The sequence below is a fragment of the Dyella sp. 01L423 genome, assembly GCF_056399945.1.
The window spans coordinates 1-19,224 of the sequence record NZ_JBFTSI010000013.1 but is presented as its reverse complement, the minus strand read 5'-3'; the positions used below and the strand labels follow the sequence as shown (position 1 = coordinate 19,224).

At 61.2% G+C, this 19,224-nt stretch carries 21 protein-coding genes; 19 read left to right on the top strand and 2 right to left on the bottom strand.

Annotated elements, in window-relative coordinates; translation table 11 throughout:
• Positions 1–185 precede the first annotated feature (185 nt).
• The 4 genes from AC1DMY_RS20680 (at position 186) to AC1DMY_RS20665 (ending at position 2,271) form a co-directional block, all read left to right on the top strand.
• On the top strand, positions 186–458 hold the full coding sequence (locus AC1DMY_RS20680; RefSeq protein WP_477166735.1) for a hypothetical protein: 273 nt from the start codon (positions 186–188) through the stop codon (positions 456–458).
• Positions 459–724: 266 nt separating this feature from the next.
• Entirely contained in the window at positions 725–1,246 is a 522-nt protein-coding gene (locus tag AC1DMY_RS20675) for a DUF3011 domain-containing protein (RefSeq protein WP_477166734.1), read from the top strand.
• A gap of 235 nt (positions 1,247–1,481) precedes the next feature.
• Positions 1,482–1,838 carry a DUF1428 domain-containing protein gene (locus AC1DMY_RS20670; protein WP_477166737.1) on the top strand — a complete coding sequence of 119 codons (357 nt, stop codon included), beginning with the start codon at positions 1,482–1,484 and terminating at the stop codon, positions 1,836–1,838.
• Between the two features lie 25 nt (positions 1,839–1,863).
• Entirely contained in the window at positions 1,864–2,271 is a 408-nt protein-coding gene (locus AC1DMY_RS20665) for an MAPEG family protein (RefSeq protein ID WP_477166733.1), read from the top strand.
• On the opposite strand, the gene AC1DMY_RS20660 is transcribed toward AC1DMY_RS20665, so the two are convergent.
• Entirely contained in the window at positions 2,272–2,493 is a 222-nt protein-coding gene (locus AC1DMY_RS20660; RefSeq protein WP_477166732.1) for a TonB-dependent receptor, read from the bottom strand.
• Positions 2,494–2,546: 53 nt separating this feature from the next.
• Complete coding sequence (locus AC1DMY_RS20655; RefSeq protein ID WP_477166731.1) at positions 2,547–2,846, bottom strand: hypothetical protein; 300 nt, start codon at positions 2,844–2,846, stop codon at positions 2,547–2,549.
• Between the two features lie 550 nt (positions 2,847–3,396).
• Between AC1DMY_RS20655 and kdpF the strand changes: the two genes are divergently transcribed.
• The 15 genes from kdpF to AC1DMY_RS20580 all read left to right on the top strand — a co-directional run.
• Complete coding sequence (gene kdpF, locus AC1DMY_RS20650; RefSeq protein WP_477166736.1) at positions 3,397–3,477, top strand: K(+)-transporting ATPase subunit F; 81 nt, start codon at positions 3,397–3,399, stop codon at positions 3,475–3,477.
• Positions 3,478–3,585: 108 nt separating this feature from the next.
• Positions 3,586–5,289, top strand: a complete 1,704-nt coding sequence (kdpA, locus tag AC1DMY_RS20645) for a potassium-transporting ATPase subunit KdpA (RefSeq protein ID WP_477166730.1) — start codon at positions 3,586–3,588, stop codon at positions 5,287–5,289.
• A gap of 9 nt (positions 5,290–5,298) precedes the next feature.
• Entirely contained in the window at positions 5,299–5,877 is a 579-nt protein-coding gene (kdpC, locus tag AC1DMY_RS20640; protein ID WP_477166729.1) for a potassium-transporting ATPase subunit KdpC, read from the top strand.
• 12 nt (positions 5,878–5,889) lie between these two features.
• Entirely contained in the window at positions 5,890–7,974 is a 2,085-nt protein-coding gene (kdpB, locus tag AC1DMY_RS20635; protein WP_477166728.1) for a potassium-transporting ATPase subunit KdpB, read from the top strand.
• 59 nt (positions 7,975–8,033) lie between these two features.
• Positions 8,034–9,515: a DUF4118 domain-containing protein gene (locus AC1DMY_RS20630; RefSeq protein ID WP_477166727.1), complete on the top strand. Its 1,482-nt coding sequence runs from the start codon at positions 8,034–8,036 to the stop codon at positions 9,513–9,515.
• Positions 9,512–10,219 (top strand): response regulator, encoded by a 708-nt coding sequence (locus AC1DMY_RS20625; protein WP_477166726.1) that lies wholly within the window; start codon positions 9,512–9,514, stop codon positions 10,217–10,219. The genes AC1DMY_RS20630 and AC1DMY_RS20625 overlap by 4 nt, the downstream gene beginning before the upstream one ends.
• Positions 10,220–10,310: 91 nt before the next feature.
• Entirely contained in the window at positions 10,311–11,111 is an 801-nt protein-coding gene (locus AC1DMY_RS20620; RefSeq protein WP_477166725.1) for a transporter, read from the top strand.
• Positions 11,112–11,280: 169 nt separating this feature from the next.
• Positions 11,281–12,324, top strand: a complete 1,044-nt coding sequence (locus AC1DMY_RS20615) for a TraB/GumN family protein (protein ID WP_477166724.1) — start codon at positions 11,281–11,283, stop codon at positions 12,322–12,324.
• A gap of 110 nt (positions 12,325–12,434) precedes the next feature.
• A complete protein-coding gene (locus tag AC1DMY_RS20610) occupies positions 12,435–12,647 on the top strand; it encodes a hypervirulence associated TUDOR domain-containing protein (RefSeq protein ID WP_477166723.1) in 213 nt (70 codons plus the stop codon).
• A gap of 11 nt (positions 12,648–12,658) precedes the next feature.
• A complete protein-coding gene (locus AC1DMY_RS20605; RefSeq protein WP_477166722.1) occupies positions 12,659–13,225 on the top strand; it encodes a DUF488 domain-containing protein in 567 nt (188 codons plus the stop codon).
• Between the two features lie 180 nt (positions 13,226–13,405).
• A complete protein-coding gene (locus tag AC1DMY_RS20600) occupies positions 13,406–13,909 on the top strand; it encodes a hypothetical protein (protein ID WP_477166721.1) in 504 nt (167 codons plus the stop codon).
• A 372-nt stretch (positions 13,910–14,281) separates the two neighbouring features.
• Positions 14,282–15,736 carry a S41 family peptidase gene (locus tag AC1DMY_RS20595; RefSeq protein ID WP_477166720.1) on the top strand — a complete coding sequence of 485 codons (1,455 nt, stop codon included), beginning with the start codon at positions 14,282–14,284 and terminating at the stop codon, positions 15,734–15,736.
• A 186-nt stretch (positions 15,737–15,922) separates the two neighbouring features.
• Positions 15,923–16,465: a hypothetical protein gene (locus tag AC1DMY_RS20590; protein ID WP_477166719.1), complete on the top strand. Its 543-nt coding sequence runs from the start codon at positions 15,923–15,925 to the stop codon at positions 16,463–16,465.
• 246 nt (positions 16,466–16,711) lie between these two features.
• Entirely contained in the window at positions 16,712–17,554 is an 843-nt protein-coding gene (locus tag AC1DMY_RS20585) for a hypothetical protein (protein ID WP_477166718.1), read from the top strand.
• 333 nt (positions 17,555–17,887) lie between these two features.
• Positions 17,888–19,224: M3 family metallopeptidase (locus tag AC1DMY_RS20580; RefSeq protein WP_477166717.1), on the top strand; the 1,337-nt coding region annotated here is incomplete at its 3' end.

Sequence of the window (19,224 nt, the reverse complement as noted above, 5' to 3'; positions counted from 1 at the left end):
GATCCGCATCCTGCATCGATGCTGGCTGTCCCACACGCCCTACGATGAGTCGCGCTACCTTATGGCCTTGCAGCGCCGTGGCTCGCCCTTGCTTGCTGGTCTAGCTTCGTCGGATAGTTGACGGAACGGCTCAGGGCGTGAAGCGGACCTTCTTGAAACGGCTAGCGACGCGTGTTTCGCCAATCATGAATATGAAATCTTGGGAAAAAATGGATAAGTCTTCACTGCAAGGGCAGGAATACCGAAGCGCGTCCACGCTCTACAGCGTGGACGGAAAGCGAGCTGCGGCGGTGCTGGAATTGCGCAGTGGCGAGGCATATCTCGACGAGCAGGAATGGGTTGAAGGGACCACATTCAAGAATAGGCATTCCGGTAGTTTGGTTGGCCCTTTTGCCTCGCCAGAAGAGGCGGAAAAATTCATAGTGGCGACTTCCTGGTTTCGTGGTGATTCGGCATAGGGGTCCGCATTCGACTCGACGCGCATATCGCATGTGTTGCTTGACATCCTTTCGCACGTCGTAATTTTACGGAGTGCTTTTCCCGTAGGTTTTCGGTCGCAAAGACGGGTGTTTGGACGCATCCTCGGAGCGCGTAACTTCTTGCACTCATCGCTCCAGGAAATAACGTCGTCCGACGGGAAATGGCAGTCCGGCTTGATAGCCGAACCCCGCGCCCAGTTACGCGTCCGTAGGAGAACCGACTCTTAGCCGTTGCGAGGGAAGCCATGATGCGTGGTATCCGTTTATTCGTTGCCGCTCTGTCTTTGTTGAGCGCCAGTGCCGCCTTCGCCCAGGAGGTCACGTGCGAGTCTCAGGGAAGCAAGCGCACGGAGTGTCCGATGGACACCGATGGCGCCGTTCGCCTGGTCAAGCAACTCAGCAACTCGCCCTGCACCGAAGGTGTCTCGTGGGGTTTGTCCAAGCACGCGGTGTGGGTCGAGCGTGGATGCCGCGGGGTGTTCGCCAAGGAAAAAGTGTCGTCCACCTCGGTGGCAGCAAGCGGTGGCTTGCAGCTGGTAAATGCCACGTGCCCTGGCCATATCGATGTTCACTCGGATCGCGGCGGACCCGTTTACATCAATGGCAAGGAAGCTAAGTTGAAGAAATACAACGAGAACTATTTCGAGGCTCGCGATGAAGGGACCGGCACGGTGGTTTCCATCAACAACAACCCGGATGGGTCGGTGGGTGTCTCGTACACTGGGAAAAACCGTGCGAATGGTATCTGCCAAGTCTCTGCTCAGTGATCGGCGGTGCCTAAGGCTCGTCACTGGGTGACCTGGCAGGCAGACTAAGTCCCGATGTCGACTCGAAGCGGATCTATAGTAGGCAGTCATTGGCCTGCCCGCCGACAGTCTGTCGATGGCGGGCCTTGCCCGAGTTTGGAACCGGCGCCAGGTTCCGTGTCGATCCCGCAAGCGCTCGTTCGTCGCCTATGTGAAGGCGGCCATGCCGGCCGCCGTTTCCGCCAAGGAGATAGCAATGTCCTATATCGATGGTTTCGTGATCGCCGTACCCGACGCCAACCGCGAGAAATTCATCGCGCATGCCCGTACCTTCGACCCCATTTTTGTGGAATATGGCGCCATCCGGGTGGTGGAGTGTTGGGGCGATGACGTTCCCGACGGCAAGCTCACCGATTTCCGCCGCGCCGTTCAGGCGACGAAGGATGAGTCCGTGGTGTTCTCCTGGGTGGAATGGCCTGACAAAGCCACCCGCGATGCCGGCATGGAGAAATTCATGAAAGATCCACGCATGGATGCCGCCAGCGAGTGCCCCTTCGACGGCAAACGCATGATCTTCGGCGGCTTCAAGGCAGTGGTCAGCCTACCGGAATAGGGCGGCCATACAGGAGGGCTGACGGATGAACACATCTGCCTTGGTACTGACGCTCTTCATTGCATGGGCACTCGCCTTGCTCGTGCTCATGGAGGTCATTCGCTCTTATCTGGTGATCTCCGGGCGCGCCAAGTCCAACGAGTTCAAGCCGGATAACGCGAACCTCTCGCCATTTTTGCAGCGACTGGCTCGGGCACATGCCAACTGCATCGAGAGTCTTCCTGTCCTTGGCGGTCTTCTTCTCGTAGCCATCGTCACCTGCCGAACCGAGCTCACCGATCCGCTGGCCCCGTGGCTCCTGGTTGCCCGCATCGGCCAATCCATCACTCACCTGATCTCCGTGAGTGTTGTTGCGGTCAATGTCCGCTTTTTGTTCTTTGCCGTGCAGCTGGCGATTGCGATCTACTGGATTTGGGGCTTGCTCGCGCGATAGCTAGCGTGCCTGGACCCAGACAAACTCGATGTCGTCTTGAACGGCTTCGCTGATCTCACCGGCGGGAACGCCGGTGAGTTCGCTGACGCGGCCATGTCGCATGCCGAAGAACACACCGCTCCGCCGAAAGATGGCAGTCCACGTGACGCGATCGGGGTTTGCGTGTTCGTAATCGCCTTCGTACGTGAAACCATTGGTGGTCTTGCCCGAAACGCTGGTCATGAGGCTTTCCTTCTTGCTTGCTTGGTTGATCGGGATGTAAAGAGATTTGGCGATCAAGCAATCATTGATCGCCCTTCGACAATTTCGAGGGGTGCAGCTTGTACGGGTGCACCGTCGTCATCCATGCGCGCATCGTCGACCTCCTGACCTACCTTGTCACAGTTTCGCGAATCGCGCTCAGAAGCGCGCCGGGCTTGCGCTACTGGCGCCTTGCCCCGCGGTCTTGCGGTGGATGCTTTGTAGCTCGGGAACCAGCGATTGCGTTGCTCGCTGTCTTGCGCATCCGAAACCGGAGCGAAGTGCAGCGTGTGCGGATAGAAGTAGAGCGAGTTCACTTGATTGGGGTTGTACATGGCGAGGCCTCGAGTATTGACCTGCGTCGGGCAAGTCATGAGCAAGCGCTAGCCTGCGGCTCCGACATAAGCGGAGAAAGCTCAGAGGACCAACAAAGCCATGCATACAATCTGAGGCGCGCGTAGCGGGGCTAACCATGCTTCGGCGCACCATCAACATGCGCCTTCTTCTGTTACGCCGCTGTAAGGTGGCAGGTTCGATATCAGGCAAAACGGGGCGGCGATGCTCAAGCCCTATAGCCCTCACGGGCTGCTTGGTCGAGGGCTGGTACTGCATTGTCGTCCTGCCGGGTTACGCGTGCTGCCTGCCGCCAGGGTCGACGTGGGCGTAGCGCTTTGGATGTGGGTGATCTAGTTCCACAAGGTTGGGCGGTAGGGCCAGCTTCCGGCCGGAGGCTGGGTCCGAGGGTATCGCCAGGATCTTGATATGGCCTTGATATCGGGCACCGCTATCTCCGTGCCATCTTGAAATGCGCCGACCTACGCTGGGCGCCTCGTCATTGAAGAGGTATTCCGCCATGCGCCTGGCCCCTGCCGCGGGAACGCCGTCATGGTCGTGACTGGCTGCGTGCTGTTGTTCGCGTTGTTCGCCTATCTGCTCTACGCGCTGATCAAGCCTGAGCGATTCTGAGACCACTCTCCGAGGTATCCCATGTACGACATCGTCTTCGTGGCGGTGGCGGCGCTGTTCTTTGTCGTCACCGCCTGTTTTGTCATCGCTTTGGACCGGATCTGAGCCATGTCCATCGATATCGCCCAATTCGTGTTGCTCCTGGTGCTGATGGCCGGTCTGGTCGTGGTGGCAGGGCGCTGGCTCACCCGCGTGCTCACCGCCCGCGGACATTGGCTGCCCGAGCGCATCGGCTATCGACTGCTGGGAATCAACCCCGATGCCGGCATGGACTGGAAGTCCTATGGCCTGGCGCTGGTGCTCAGCAACGCCGCCATGATGCTGCTGGGTTACCTCATTCTTCGCATGCAGTCCTGGCTGCCGTTCGATGCACTGCATCGCGCGGCGCAGACGCCTGACCTTGCCTTCAATACCGCGGCGTCGTTCATCACCAACACCAACTGGCAGTCGTATTCCGGCGAGTCGAGCCTGTCCAACTTCTCGCAGATGGCGGTCATCACGTTCCTGATGACGGTGAGCGCTGCGTCGGGCATTGCCGGTTGCGCGGCTTTCATTCGCGGCCTTGCGCAGCGCGAATCACGCGTTGTCGGCAACTATTGGGCCGATTTCAGCCGCGTCACGTGGCGGCTGTTGTTGCCGATCTGCCTGGTTCTGTCAGTGGTCTACGTCTGGCAGGGCATCCCGCAGACACTGTCGAGCGCCGTGGATGCCACGACGCTGGAGGGCGCCACGCAGCATATCGTCACGGGACCCGTGGCAAGCATGGAAGCCATCAAGCACATCGGTACCAACGGTGGTGGATTCTTCGGTGCGAACGCGGCGCACCCGTTCGAGAATCCCACGCCGCTGACCAACCTGTTGCATATGTTGGCGATGTTCCTGATCCCTTCGGCGCTGACCTATGCGTTCGGCCGCATGCTGTCGCGCCGTGCGCAGGGCTGGGCGTTTCTGGCCGCGTTCCTCGTCATGTTCGTGGGCTTTCTCGCGGTGGAATACCCAGCTGAGCGCGCCGGCAACCCGATGTTTGCCAGCTTGTCCGTCGACCAGGCGCCCGGTGCCTTGCAGCCAGGCGGCAATATGGAAGGCAAGGAGATGCGCTTCGGCATCGCACAGACCAGCGTGTTCGTCGCCGTCACCACTGCCGCCACCACGGGCTCGGTCAACGCGATGCACGATTCGTTGACGCCGATCGGCGGCATGGTGCCGTTGTTCCTGATGATGCTCAACAACGTGTTTGGCGGTGTGGGTGTCGGCTTCATCAACCTGGTGTCGTTCGCGATTCTCACGGTGTTCCTGGTGGGCATGATGATCGGGCGCACGCCGGAGTTCCTCGGCAAGAAGATTGAGGCGCGCGAGATGAAGCTGGTGATGCTGGCGGTGCTTGCGCATCCGTTCTGCATCCTTGGATTCACGGCGCTGGCGGCGCTTTGGCCAGGGGCCGCGTCGAGCCTCGGCAATGCCGGTCCGCACGGCTTCAGCGAATTGATCTACGCGTACACCTCGGGCACCGCCAACAACGGTTCGGCGTTCGGTGGCCTCAACGCGAACACGCCGTTCTACAACACCACGATTGGCCTTGCGATGTTGCTGGGTCGCTACTTCACCCTGCTGCCCATGCTGGCCGTGGCCGGATCGCTGGCGGTCAAGCGCTCCGTGCCGGAAAGCCCGGGCACGCTTCCGACCGCTACGCCGCTGTTCACGGTGCTGTTGATCTTCGTGATCGTCGTAGTGGGCGGCCTTACCTTTCTGCCGTCGCTGGCGCTGGGCCCGATCGTCGAGCACCTTGCCATGTCCGTCGGCCAGTTCTTCTGAGGCATGACCATGAGACATTCCCTTGTTCGTCCTGTTCTCGTGTCGGCGGTGCTGTTCATGGCCATCACCGGCATCGCGTATCCCTTGGCCAGTACCGCGATCGCGTCTGTGGTCTTTCCGCATCAAGCTGGCGGCAGCATGGTACGTCAGGGTGGCGCCGTGGTGGGTTCGGCGGTGCTAGGCCAGGACTTCCGTGCGCCGCGCTACTTCCATCCGCGCCCCAGTGCGACCAGCGACCAGCCCTATAACGCCGCCGCCAGCGGTGCCAGCAACCTTGGCCCCACCAGTGCGAAGTTGCGCGACGCCGTGCGTGATCGCGCCGCGGCATTCCGCATGGAAAACGGACTTGCCGGCAACGCGCCGGTGCCGGTCGACGCAGTCACGGCCTCTGGGTCGGGCCTTGATCCGGATATCAGCCTAGCCAACGCGCATAGGCAGGCGGGGCGCGTGGCTGCCGAACGCCAGTTGCCGCTGGGCGAGGTCAACGCATTGATCGATCGCCAGGCGCAGGGTCGCCAACTGGGATTGCTGGGCGAACCGCGCGTCAATGTCCTTGCCTTGAATGTCGCGCTTGATGGCGCGCGCTGAACGGAGCTTTCCATGAGCACTCCCCGAATCTCTATTCCCGAAAGCCTTGATACTCCGCCGGCCATCGCCTTGCCGGGGTGGGGCGCGATCATCTGGGATGCGTTTGCCAAGCTGGCGCCTGCCACGCAGTGGAAGAACCCGGTGATGTTCGTCGTGTATCTGGGCAGCATCCTCACCACGCTGCTCGGCGTGCAGGCGTTGCGCGGCCACGCCGATGCACCGGCTGGCTTCATCTTCGCCGTCGCTGGCTGGCTGTGGTTCACGGTGTTGTTCGCCAACGCGGCCGAGGCACTGGCCGAAGGGCGCGGCAAGGCCCAGGCCGAGGCATTGCGCGCGGCAAAGAAGCGCGTACACGCCAAGGTGCTGAGAGAGCCGCGTCTGGGCAGCACCTGGCACATCGCCAATAGCGACGAGATCATTGCCGGTACGTATGTACTGGCCGAGGCCGGCGACACCGTTCCCGCCGACGGCGAAGTGGTAGAAGGCGTGGCGTCGATCGACGAATCGGCCATCACAGGCGAGTCCGCGCCGGTAGTGCGCGAATCCGGTGGCGACTTCTCGTCGGTCACGGGTGGCACGCGCGTCTTGTCCGACTGGATCATCATGCGTGTCACTGCCAATCCGGGCGAAGCCTTCCTGGACCGCATGATTGCGATGGTCGAAGGCGCGCGTCGCGGCAAAACACCCAACGAAATCGCGCTGACGATCCTGCTGGTGGCGCTCACCGCGATCTTCCTGATGGTGTGCGCGAGCCTGCTGCCATTTTCCGCACTGAGCGTTGCGCTCAGCGGCCACGGCAGCGTGGTCAGCGTGACGGTGCTGGTAGCGCTGCTGGTGTGCCTGATTCCCACCACGATCGGGGCGTTGCTCTCCGCCATTGGCATCGCAGGCATGAGCCGCATGCTGAAGGCCAATGTCATTGCGATTTCAGGTCGCGCCATCGAGGCCGCCGGCGATGTAGACGTGTTGCTGCTGGACAAGACCGGCACCATCACGCTGGGCAACCGCCACGCGCATGCATTCCATCCCGCCACAGGGGTTAGCGAGTCGACTCTTGCAGAAGCCGCACGCTACGCGTCGCTGGCCGATGAAACCCCCGAAGGCCGCTCCATCGTCACGCTGGCGCGTGACCGGCTGGGCGCCGATGATCCCGGCCTGCCCGAGGGCAGCGTCGCCGTCCCGTTCACCGCGCGCACCCGCATGAGTGGCGTCGACATGGGTGAGCGTTGCATCCGCAAGGGTGCAGCGGCTGCGGTGCGTACCTATGTGGAGGCGATGGGCGGGGCATTCACCGCTGATGTCGAACGTACCGTCGAAGACGTCGCCCGACGCGGTGCCACGCCCCTCGTGGTGGCGGACGGCCGTCGCGTGCTTGGCGTGGTGGAGCTGAAGGACATCATGAAGGAGGGGATCAAGGCGCAGTTCGCGGAGTTGCGCCGCATGGGCATCGCTACCGTGATGATCACCGGCGACAACCGCCTCACCGCGGCCGCGATTGCGGCGGAAGCGGGTGTCGACGACTTTCTGGCCGAGGCTACGCCCGAGGACAAGCTCGCCCTTATCCGCCGTTACCAGAGCGAGGGCCATCTCGTCGCCATGACCGGCGACGGCACCAACGATGCGCCTGCGCTGGCCCAGGCCGATGTGGCGGTGGCGATGAATAGCGGCACCCAGGCAGCGAAAGAGGCCGGCAACATGGTCGACCTGGATTCCAACCCGACCAAGCTGTTGCGCGTGGTCGAGGTCGGCAAACAGATGATCATGACGCGCGGGGCGCTGACCACCTTCAGTGTCGCCAATGATCTGGCGAAATACTTCGCTATTGTGCCGGCGGCGTTTGTGGCGACTTATCCGTCGCTGGATGCGCTGAACATCATGCACCTGCATTCGCCGGGATCGGCCATCCTCTCGGCCGTCATTTTCAACGCCCTGATCATCGTGGCGCTGATTCCGTTGGCGTTGCGCGGCGTGCGCTACCGGCCGGCCCCCGCCAAGGACCTGCTTACCCGCAATCTGCTCATCTACGGCGTGGGCGGCATCATCGCACCCTTCCTGGGCATCAAGCTGATCGACCTGCTGCTGACGCCGCTGATGTGAACATGCCGAGATCCACCGCGATAGCCGTTCCTGCAAGGGGGCGGCTATCATGGCCGGCGATGATCCCGCACCCTGAACAGGTACCACCGCGCCCTTTCCAGTATCGCGTGCTGGCCTACGCCGTAGCGGCCTGCGCCTTTACCACCGGCATCGCCGCCTTGCTGCTGCGCGTGTTCGACCTGTCGAACGTGGTGATGGTTTTCCTGCTGACGGTCATGCTGGTGGCGTTGCGCTGGGGGCGTGCCGCCGGCGCCCTGGCTGCCGTCGTCGCCGTGGGAAGTTTTGATTTCTTCTTTGTGCCGCCGGTGTGGTCGTTCCACGTCTCGGATACGCAATATCTCTTCACGTTTCTCCTGATGCTGGTGGTGGCGCTTGTGACGGGCCAGCTCGCCGCTCGCCTGCGCGCGGAAGCGGTTGGCGCGGCGGCGGGTGAGCGGCGAGCGAATGCACTGGCGGCAGTGGCCACTGATCTTTCCGTGGCCGTGCGCGACGAGGACATCGCCCACATCTGCGCCGCACGCATCGGTCCCTTGCTCGACGGCAAGGTCAGCCTGCTGCTTCCCGGCAGGGACGAACGCATGCCCACAGCTGGCCACGGCGATACGGGCATCGCCCAATGGGTGCTTGAAGAAGGTCTGCCGGCGGGACATGGCACCGAGACACTGCCCGCCAACAACGCTACCTACCTGCCATTGACGACGCCCCTGCGCACGCGCGGCGTGCTCATGCTCGAACGCGGCGCGGCACCGGCGCTGGATACTGAGCAACTGGGCCTGCTGCGCGCCTTCCAGTCGTTGATCGCGCTTGCCATCGAGCGTGTGCACTTCGTGGAGGTCGCGCACGAGACGCAGCTGCGCGTCGAAGGAGAGCGTCTGCGCAACGCGCTGCTGTCTGCCGTGTCGCATGACATGCGCACGCCGCTGACGGCCATCCGTGGCATGGCTGGCATGCTGGGCGAAAGCGACGTGGCACAAGCCATCGTCAATCAGGCCGATCGCATGCAACGCCAGGTGGCGAATCTGCTGGATGCCGCGCGCCTGCAGAGCGAAGGCGTGCGGCTGGACCTGCAATGGCATGCATTGGACGAACTTGTCGGATCCGCACTGGCGGCGACGCCGCTGGGCGCACGGCAGGTGGTGGTCGATATCCCGGCTGAGTTACCGCTGGTGGAACTGGACGCCACGTTGTTCGAGCGCGTGCTGGTGAACCTGTTCGACAATGCAGCGAAGTACACGCCGGACGATGCCACGCTTTATATCCGAGCCGACCACACGGGCTCGAACCTGATCCTGCGCGTGGAAGACGATGGCCCGGGCTTCCCGCCTGGCATCGACATCAACGCATTGTTCGCCCAGTTCACCCGGGGCGCGCGTGAGTCGGCTGTTCCCGGCGTGGGGTTGGGGCTGTCGTTGTCGCGTCGCATCGTCGAGGCTCATGGGGGCAGCATTTCGGCCTCGCGCCGCAAGCCGAACGGGGCCCGCTTCGAAATCATCCTGGCCGCTGGCGAGCCGCCGACCGTCGACCTGGAAGATCCCGCATGACCAAGCCGCGCATCCTGGTGGTGGAAGACGAAGCCGACATCCGCCGCTTTCTTCGCCTTGCGCTGGAACGCGAGGATATGATGGTGTTCGAAGCCGGCGATGCGCTGCACGCGCGTATCGACGCGGCCAGCCGTCAGCCCGACTTGATCGTGCTGGACCTTGGCCTGCCCGACGACGACGGCAAGGCGGTGATTCGTGACGTGCGCGGCTGGTCGTCCGCACCGATCATCGTCTTGTCTGCGCGTGAGAGCGAGGCGGAGAAAGTGGCTGCACTGGAATCGGGTGCCGACGACTACCTGGTCAAACCCTTTGGCGTGCCCGAGCTGGTGGCGCGCGTTCGTGCCCAGTTGCGCCGAGCCAGCCTCGCGGGTGCACGCGGGCAAGCCAGTGCGGTGGTGCGCTTTGGCGATATCGAAGTGAATCTGGCCACGCACGAAGTGTGGCGCAGCGGCGATGTGGTGCACCTCACGCCCATCGAGTTTCGCTTGCTGGCCGCACTGGTGCGAGGGCAGGGAAAAGTGCTCACGCATCGCCAGTTGCTGATCGATGTGTGGGGGCCAGGCCATGCCTCGCGTTCGCATTACGTGCGCGTGTACATGGCCAATCTGCGGCAAAAACTGGAAGAACAGCCTGCGCGTCCGCGTCACCTTGTGACGGAATTGCAGGTTGGCTATCGCCTGGCGGGCATCGCCGAGTCGTCTTGATGGCGTTTTGATATCGCCTGCGCGAATGCTGCACCGTCCTTAGACGCAGGTGCCTAGCATGCGTGGTCATCCTTGATCCAAAGGCGTGACCATGACTCTCCGATCCATCCTGCTTTTTCCGCTTGCTTTGGCTATCTCCGTGCCGGCCGTCACCGCACGCGCAGACGATATCTCGCCCATCTGCACGGACCGGCCCACCAAGGCCAATGCCACCTGCACCGTGCCCCAAGGCATGTGGCAGCTGGAGACTGACGTTGGCAATTACACTCGCGACGCACGCGACGGCAGCAGCACCGAAACGCTTTACTTCCTCAATCCGTATCTGAAGTACGGCATCGGCAGCCATACCGACATCGAAGTGAATTGGGCGCCGGATATCCAAGTGCGCACCGCCGCCGATGGCGACCACCACACCACGAACGGCGCAGGCGATCTTTACGTGCGCGTGAAGACGAACCTGTATACCGGCGATATATTCAGCGCCTCGATCATTCCCTTCATCAAGGCGCCGACGGCATCGCATCGCATCGGCAATGGAAAGTGGGAGGGCGGCGTGGCCATGCCGATGAGCGCAGCCGTGGGCGGTGGTTTCACCGTGACATTGGGGCCGGAGCTCGATGCCTTGGCCGACACCGACGGACATGGCCGTCACCTTTCAGTGACGAATCTCATCAATGTCTCCCATTCGTTGACCAGCAAGCTCTCGGTGGCCGTTGAATACTGGCGCGGGGACAACCATGACCCTTCGGGCCATGTGATGCAGGAATCGGGTGATATCGCCTTCGTCTATGTGGTGAATCCGGATCTGCAACTGGATATGGGCGCCAATATGGGCTTGAATCGTGTGACGCCGGACACGCAGGCGTATCTGGGCCTGTCGTATCGCTGGTAATGCGGCGAGCGATCGCTGGCAATGGAGCTTGTCCAGCTGTCGCTGACAGCTGGGCATCGCCAAAAAGGAGCTGTCAGCGGCCATCCGTTGCCAGGTAACTTCACGACAAGGCAAGATGAGAACCCTCGGGCAACGCGATGTCACCTGACGGCACTTTTTGCCACGGTGATTGGCTCGTCTGCAGATCGGAGGCATTGGCTTGAAAACCATCCACCGGCTCGTGTGTTCCACGCTGTTGTTGACGTCCGCGGCCATTGCCGATCAATCGCCGGCAGGCGCGCCCGTAAATCACGATTCGCTACAGACAAAGGACGTGCGCAACCTCAGGCCCGTGACCGTCGTCGGCGTCGTGCCGGGGCCGGACATGTGGCGCGTACGCAAAGGCGAACATGTGTTGTGGATACTCGGTACGCTGGATGAGCTGCCGGAAAGGATGCAGTGGCGTGCGCGCGAGGTACGCCAGGTCATTGCACAAGCTGGCGAGGTGCTGGATGTGCCGCGTGTGCGCATCCACGCCAGCATCGGCTATTTCGATCGGCTTGCATTGAATCCAGGGGGCCGCAAGCTGCGTGATGTCGTTCCGCCGCAGGACTACGAAAAGTGGCTGACCCTCAAGGCTGCCTACATGGGCGATGATGAGGCTGTCGAAGACCGGCGCCCCGTTTACGCGGCCATCCAGCTGTATTTGACGTCGCTCAGGCGTGCCGGGCTTGCCCCGGACATGATCCAGCCGGTGATCGATGATCTTTTGAAACAGCGGGAATTGGCGCTGACCCCAGTGATCTACCGCGAAGACGCTGTGCGAAGCGGCGACCCCATTGGCGATACGCACGTCATGCCGGTGATGGAACTGGGTTGCTTCGAGGCGACCATGAACCATCTGGACGGTGATCTTGGCGTCATGCAAAAGCGCGCCGAGGCTTGGTCGTCCGGTGATCTTGAGGATCTCTCCAAGTTGCCCATGAGCGACCAGCTGGACAAGTGCCGCGATACGCTGCTCGCATCTGGTGCCAGCTTCAATCCGGATATTGCGTATGTTCATGCGAGGCTGCGCGACACATGGCTTTCGGCGGCGCGCGATGCCGTCGCATCGCAAAGCGTGAGTTTCGCGATGCTGCCGATGGCTGATCTTTTTGGCCCCGATAGCTATCTCGAAAAACTGCGGGCCGAAGGTTATCGCGTCGATCTGCCCGATAGCCTCGCGGGCAACTAGACAGGCCTTGCGATGAGGGCTGCCTTCGACAGCGGATTCGGGCGATCGTTGCAACACTTCTGCTGCATGCGCACGGGTCGGATGTCAGACCATTCCTGGAGGTAGCTGCCATGAGCCATCCCTTCCGTGTTGGCGACCACGTGACCTGGAACTCAGAAGCCGGGCATGTATCTGGCCACATCATCGCGATCCATACCAACGACTTTGTCTATAAGGGCTACGTGCACCACGCCACGGAAGACGACCCGCAATACGAGATCAAGAGCGACACGACTGACCATATCGCCGCGCATAAAGGTAGTGCGCTCAAACCCGTGCGATGACGGGATCAGGTATGAAACTCCCGTTCTTCACTATTGGCCATTCCGATCGAAGTCTCGACGTGTTCGCCGAGTTGCTGATCGAAGCAGGGGTAGCCCTTGTGGTCGACATCCGCAAAATGCCTCGATCGCGATCGCATCCCCAGTTCAACGAAGATATGCTCCCCGCGTCGCTGACATCGATGGGTATCTCTTACCAACATATCGCCGCACTGGGTGGCTTGCGCAAAAAGGCAGCATCCATTCCGGGTGAGACCAATGGCTTCTGGACAAATCGCAGTTTCCACAATTATGCAGATTACGCATTGTCCCCTGAGTTTCGCGCGGGTCTGGCACAGCTGACCGAGGACGGACGCAAGCGGCAGTGCGCAATCATGTGTTCGGAGGCAGTGTGGTGGCGCTGCCATCGGCGTATCGTCGCCGACTACCTCATGGCGGGCGGCGAAGAGGTTTTCCATATCATGGGCGGTGGCCGTATCGAGCCGGCGCAGCTCACGCGTGGCGCCATCATTCAACCCGATGGAACGGTCATCTATCCTGGTAACCCAGGTGAAACCGTGGTGGCGATCGACGAGGATTGATTGTCTCGCAGCTTGGTCGGCAGCACGTACGACGCATTCGGTCAGCAGCCCTGGGGAACGGGCTATCGACCGCGGGTTTGATCGCCACTGAAAATGCCCGTTTCCGATCCGTAGCAGGTACTGTGGCGGGGAGACGCGCATGGGCGGCGGGGAGCTTGGCGGGACACTACGGGGGGGGATATGCAGATCAGCTATCAGTTTCAAGCCAGCGCCGAATACTTCAGGGCTGTGATTGATCGGCAATATCGACAAGGTCCGTGGCTGTTAAGACTCCCGGTCCAGTTCGGGATTATCGGTGCCCTAGCCGCGACCTGCGCAGCCCTTATTGCCCCAACTTCCCTTGCGGGCAAGGCGGTCCTGTTCTTCGTCATTGTCGGCTTGGTGGTCATCCCTTCGGTCTGGGCGACGAAGCGAGGCCTGATGAAGAAATTCAGGAACAGGGCGGGCTTTGGGTCCGAGGTGACGGTGACGCTTTCCGATGCTGGCATTGCACTAGGTGGCGACCATTCCCAGGCGACATCGGCATGGTCGAGTTACCCAACGGCTATTCGTTTCCCTGATGGAATCCTGCTGAAGAGGCCCGGTTCCATCAGGTGGCTACCGGACTCGGCGATTATGGCCGGGAGCGCGGCCGAAGCCACCGAGCTAGTCGCCGCGAGGACGTCGCTTCGCCGCGTCAACTAGCTTCCGTGGCTTCAAGACATCCTGCGCCAGGACATCTGCCTCCGATCTTGGCAGTTGTTCGCGCAGCAACAGCTGGCGGTTACCGGCGGCGAAGGCGCCAGGTGCGCCAAGCTATACCCGAACGACCTTCGTTGTGGCCCGGGACGTGAACTTGAGCAAGGGCGTTGGAATGGGGCTCGCGTTCTGGAATAGTCAGAGGTGCGTGCTTTCGGGCGGAAGCAGACATCCCGGGCCTGGGTTGCGACTACATCGCAGTGGCTCGACTTGATCGCGAGACCCAGCGGACATTTGTGATCACATCGGTATGAAGGGAAGGGGCGAATCGTCATGCAATGGAATTGCGGTAGGTCACCCATCGTTGCCAATGCACTCATGGCACTGTCCATCCTTTGCGGCGCATCGTTGTGCCGGGCAGCGACCCCGCCAGGCAGCGCGCAAGCGCAGGAACACTGGCGCGCCTTGGCTGACATCGATAGCCAGGCAGCGGTGGCGCTCATTGAAGATAGTCATCCCGGCGCCTCCGTCGAGCTCCATGATGTCGAGTTCACGTCGCTTGTCGCGGCTGCGAAGCAGCACTTGAGTGAAAGGATTCCGCAGGTCATCGACTACCCGGGTTATCGCGCTGTCATGGATGGGTTGGCCGCCGATTTCAGGGATGGGCACATTTGGGCGCATCCCACGGCGCTGCCCATTTACGTCAAGTGGACAGGCATCGTGCTGTCCCGCCAGGACCACCAATGGGTTGTCGCATCCCAGCTTCCGATACCAGGCAAGCCGGACGTCACCAATGCGCGTCTCCTTAGCTGCGATGCCTTGGATGCCGAGTCCTGGGCGAAGGAACGCATTGCTTTGTTCCAAGGCAATGCACAGATCGAGGCAGAGCTGGTCAACGCGGCCCCTTGGCTTCTTCTTGACGAAGGCAACCCATTTCTCAAGAGGCCGAGTACGTGTGTATTCCAACGCACGGGAGAGCCGCCAGTGCAGATGGCGCTGCATTGGGGCGGCGCTTCCCAGGATGTCATCGAAGACGCCATCGAGAAGGCAGGTACAGAGAGTCAGGTCGGCTTGGCAGTGAAGACATTTGAGGACGGCTATTGGATCAGCCTCGGGACGCTGAAGGCGGAAGCGGCCTCTCTGGTCAAAGAGGCAGCGGATCAGCAGGCAATGCTCAGGGCCGCGAAGTTCGTCGTCGTCGATCTTCGCGGCAACGGCGGGGGAAGCTCCAGGTACGCCGAACAATTGACAAAGATACTCGTGGGTGAAAAGCGCGTGGCCGCCACCGATGTGAGGCAAAGTTGCAGCGGCGACTACTGGCGAGCATCTGAAGGCAACCTCGCGGCGAGGTTGGCGGCTAGAGGTGCCTTTGGAAACGCTTCGCAAGGGCCTGAGCTGGCCGAATATGACGCTACGACCCGGATGATGCAGGACGCGTTGAAGGCGGGCCGGGCTTTCTCGCCGACACTGCCACTGTGTTCCTCCCATGCTCCTGCTACGAAACCATCGCCACTTCCAGCGCTGCCGCGCTCTCTGATGAAAGGGCGCCTGATCATCATCACCGACCACTCGTGCTTCAGCTCATGCCTTCTCGCCGTGGATTTGTTTCGCAAAGTGGGCGCCACGCAGGTGGGGGAGGCGACCGACATCTCCCGTCGATACATGGAGGTTCGCCAGATAATGCTTCCGTCCGGACTAACCTACTTTTCGACGCTTCAAAAGGTCGCGCTCGGCGAAGGAGACTTTGGCCCCTATGTGCCCGATCTATCATTCCCGGGCAGGATCAACGACTCTGCATCGCTCCGGGCGTGGGTCAGAACGGTCGCGAAGTAGCATGTACAAGTTGCACGATTAGCAGCTTGTTCGCTGAAGCGAAAATGGCCTCCAAGAGCGAACTTCGGTCTATTTGCCGCCGAGCGAACATTTGCCGAGCAGGAGTTTGCCATTCCGCTTCCGACCCAAAGTGGCCTCGGTAATCCAGGGAAATACTGGGTCTTGTCGTTTAGTCCAGGGACTAGGATGAACTACAGTTTGCACCTCGCGCTCATTCGCACTGCATTTGCCATCGCTTTCATAGGCGCGCTTGGCGGGTGCACCCGCAAGAAGGACTTGTCTCCGCCCCCTCTGAACCCAAGTCCAAGCAACGTCCTGCAAATTTCCATCGAAGCAGACTCGACCAGTCGCTACACGGCAAAGATTGTGGCTCAGTACGGCAACCTGAGCGGCGATTGCGGATACGTCGATTATGGGAAGGCCTTGGGCGGAGCCATGGTCGTTCCGACCGCCGATATACCTATCGATCAAGTGGACGATGCATTCCCCGTCTATCTTGACCGGTATGCTGAGCAAATAGAGTGTCTGTGGAAGTTGTTGGGGCTTGGCATAGACGTCGTGGCTCCAAACGGACGGGTCGCATTTTCTGGATTGTCTTCGCGCGACTTGAGAGTGGGTGCCCGAAAAGAGGTCATGTGCAACTTTTCCAGGCCAGATGTGAACTCTTGTCTTGCTGGGGCCAAGCACATGAGCGGACCCGGCGTAAAAGTGACCATCTCGGTTCACTGATAAGGAGACGGTTCAATGCCGGCCTCATCACGTGACTGTGGAGCGACCGCTTTCAACCCAGGGTAGCCGTCGGGCTTTGCTGTGCCCAGGCACCACCATGACGGATTGGCAAGTGGTCGCGACCCGGCAAGTTGGGTGAGACCACTTTCAATGGTCACTGGAAACACGGCCAGAGGGAGTTGCAGGGGGCGAAGCAAATTTGCACGTATCGGTGCATAGACGCGACATATGAAAGGGGGGGAGGGGATGAAACGAATTGCCATAAGCCTGCTTTTTGCAGGGTGCCTATTGTTTGCGGGATCAAGTGTTGGCGACGTCGCTCAAGGAGATTTGAGCCTCCTGGTCGACGGCACCATCATTGTTGCGTCCGATGGGAGCGTTGCTTCGTACACTCTGAAACAGCGGGAAAAGCTGCCCGCCACGGTTGTTGATCTAATCCAGAAGACTGTTCCGGCATGGCACTTCAGGCGAGTCGTCGACAGCCCGGCCGAGCAAGAAATCAAGAAGCGTATGAGCCTTCGTGTCATGGCCAGGCCAGACGGCGGTGGCGGCTATGCCGCTAAGGTTTCAGATGCCTATTTCTACGATGTCGTGACCAGAAATCCTCTGGACGATGAGAAATTGACGCAGCCCGAATATCCGGCACGCGCGCTGCGCTATATGGCTTCCGCCATGGTTTATGTGTTGGTTCGCATCGATGACGCCGGACACGTTACCCATGCCACGACACAGCAGGTCAACGTCTACGCAGACGCCTCCGGGGGCGAGCTCGCCGGCCTGCAGGTGCTATTTGCGAAAGCAGGTCTGGCGAGCGTGGTTCGTTCGCCCTTTCCTGCGGCGAGCTCACCTTTGGCTGGTGGTGGCGGTACTGGAGAACACGCGCGGTTTGTGCGGGTGCCGGTGGCGTTCGACGCGGGCAAAGGCTTGCCGAAGGATTTGGATTATGGCCAATGGATGCCCTATCGACCTGGTCAGTCGCAGTCGATCTCCTGGGCAAAAGCTGCCCATGGCACAAGCACTGCCGACACCGTCGGTGAGCGGTCCATGCTATCTGGCGGTGCCCTCATGCTCTCGACGCCGCTTGAGTAGCTCACAATTCGCAAGGCATTCTGCGGCGATCTTGCAGATGGCCGTCGATGGCCGTGGCGCGGTGCCTGTGCGCAGTGTCATGGCCACCGACGAGCTGATTACCGGCCGACTCATCCGATTGATTCCGAAGGTGAACCTGGCATCGTAGCTGGATCATTGCGTGGTCTGCCGGGTCGAAAGTTCTCGCTGCGCAAAATCGCGGCATTTCGCGAATGGTTGAGGAAGGAGGCAGCAGTAACCGACCGAGTGGCCGAGGGCCTGACTTTCGACCCATGGCAGGCGAGGCAAGGTGTGGTTAGGTGGGGGTTTGTGCCGTCCACTGGGGAACTCCTGATGCCACGTCTTCGTACGCTTGTCATAGCCACGTCCATTGCGCTGGCCGCCTGTTCGCAGCAATCGAACGAACAGGCTGCGCCGCCTTCTCCCGCTCCCGCCGGCACCGCGCCGGCCAAGGCATCCACGGCGCCGCCGGCCGCCGAGGTCAGTGCCGTCAACCCGTTCCTCTCGCCCAGCACGCTGCCGTTCGAGGCGCCGCCGTTCGACAAGATCAAGGATGGCGACTACCAGCCGGCGCTGGAGGAGGGCATGAAGCAGCACCTGGAGGAGATCAACAAGATCGCCGACAACCCGGATGCGCCAACCTTCGAGAACACTTTCATCCCCATGGAGAAGTCGGGCCAGCTGTTGTCCCGCGTTCGCCGCGCTTTCTTTGCGGTGACGGGTGCCAACAACAACGACGTACTGCAGAAGGTTCAGCAGGACGAAGCGCCCAAGTTTGCGGAGCATCAGGACGCCATCGTCCTCAACGACAAGCTCTTCAAGCGTATCGAGACGATTTACAACCAGCGTGATTCCCTCAAGCTCGATGCGGAGTCCAAGCGCCTGGTGGAGGTCACCTACAAGAACTTCGTGCGCGGCGGCGCCAAACTTTCCGACGCCGACAAGACCAAGCTCAAGGACCTCAACAAGGAAGAGTCTGGTCTGCGCGCCCAGTTCACCAAGAACCTGCTTGCCGCCACCAAGGCCGGTGCGCTGGTGGTGGAGGACAAGAGCAAGCTCGACGGCCTGTCCGATGGCGACATCGGCGCCGCGGTGGAAGCGGCCAAGGCGCGCAAGCTCGACGGCAAGTGGGTGCTGCCGCTGCAGAACACCACGCAACAGCCGGCATTGCAGAACCTCAACGACCGCGCCACACGCGAGCAGTTGTTCAAGGCGTCGTGGAATCGCGCGGAAAAGAGCGACGCCAACGACACGCGCGAACTGATTTCCCGCATCGCGCAGATTCGCGCCGAGCAGGCCAAACTGCTGGGCTTCTCCAGCTATGCCGCGTGGAAGCTGGAAGACCAGATGGCCAAGACGCCGGAAGCGGCGATCAACTTCATGGATAAGCTGGCCCCGGCTGCCACGGCACGCGCCGAGCGCGAGGCGAAAGATATCCAGGACGTGATTGACCAGCAGAAGGGCGGCTTCAAGGTCGAGGCATGGGACTGGAACCACTACTCCGAGCAGGTGCGCAAGGCCAAGTACGATCTGGACGAGTCGCAGATCAAGCCGTACTTCGAGCTGGACAACGTGCTGCAAAATGGCGTGTTCTACGCCGCCAACCAGCTCTACGGCCTGACCTTCAAGGAGCGCAAGGACATCCCCGTCTGGCAGCCTGACGTGCGCGT

Coding starts and splice junctions, on each gene's coding strand:
- AC1DMY_RS20680 (WP_477166735.1), top strand. CDS start 186: ATGAATATGAAATCTTGGGAAAAAATGGATAAGTCTTCACTGCAAGGG.
- AC1DMY_RS20675 (WP_477166734.1), top strand. CDS start 725: ATGATGCGTGGTATCCGTTTATTCGTTGCCGCTCTGTCTTTGTTGAGC.
- AC1DMY_RS20670 (WP_477166737.1), top strand. CDS start 1,482: ATGTCCTATATCGATGGTTTCGTGATCGCCGTACCCGACGCCAACCGC.
- AC1DMY_RS20665 (WP_477166733.1), top strand. CDS start 1,864: ATGAACACATCTGCCTTGGTACTGACGCTCTTCATTGCATGGGCACTC.
- AC1DMY_RS20660 (WP_477166732.1), bottom strand. CDS start 2,493: ATGACCAGCGTTTCGGGCAAGACCACCAATGGTTTCACGTACGAAGGC.
- AC1DMY_RS20655 (WP_477166731.1), bottom strand. CDS start 2,846: ATGTACAACCCCAATCAAGTGAACTCGCTCTACTTCTATCCGCACACG.
- kdpF (WP_477166736.1), top strand. CDS start 3,397: ATGGTCGTGACTGGCTGCGTGCTGTTGTTCGCGTTGTTCGCCTATCTG.
- kdpA (WP_477166730.1), top strand. CDS start 3,586: ATGTCCATCGATATCGCCCAATTCGTGTTGCTCCTGGTGCTGATGGCC.
- kdpC (WP_477166729.1), top strand. CDS start 5,299: ATGAGACATTCCCTTGTTCGTCCTGTTCTCGTGTCGGCGGTGCTGTTC.
- kdpB (WP_477166728.1), top strand. CDS start 5,890: ATGAGCACTCCCCGAATCTCTATTCCCGAAAGCCTTGATACTCCGCCG.
- AC1DMY_RS20630 (WP_477166727.1), top strand. CDS start 8,034: ATGATCCCGCACCCTGAACAGGTACCACCGCGCCCTTTCCAGTATCGC.
- AC1DMY_RS20625 (WP_477166726.1), top strand. CDS start 9,512: ATGACCAAGCCGCGCATCCTGGTGGTGGAAGACGAAGCCGACATCCGC.
- AC1DMY_RS20620 (WP_477166725.1), top strand. CDS start 10,311: ATGACTCTCCGATCCATCCTGCTTTTTCCGCTTGCTTTGGCTATCTCC.
- AC1DMY_RS20610 (WP_477166723.1), top strand. CDS start 12,435: ATGAGCCATCCCTTCCGTGTTGGCGACCACGTGACCTGGAACTCAGAA.
- AC1DMY_RS20605 (WP_477166722.1), top strand. CDS start 12,659: ATGAAACTCCCGTTCTTCACTATTGGCCATTCCGATCGAAGTCTCGAC.
- AC1DMY_RS20600 (WP_477166721.1), top strand. CDS start 13,406: ATGCAGATCAGCTATCAGTTTCAAGCCAGCGCCGAATACTTCAGGGCT.
- AC1DMY_RS20595 (WP_477166720.1), top strand. CDS start 14,282: ATGGCACTGTCCATCCTTTGCGGCGCATCGTTGTGCCGGGCAGCGACC.
- AC1DMY_RS20590 (WP_477166719.1), top strand. CDS start 15,923: ATGAACTACAGTTTGCACCTCGCGCTCATTCGCACTGCATTTGCCATC.
- AC1DMY_RS20585 (WP_477166718.1), top strand. CDS start 16,712: ATGAAACGAATTGCCATAAGCCTGCTTTTTGCAGGGTGCCTATTGTTT.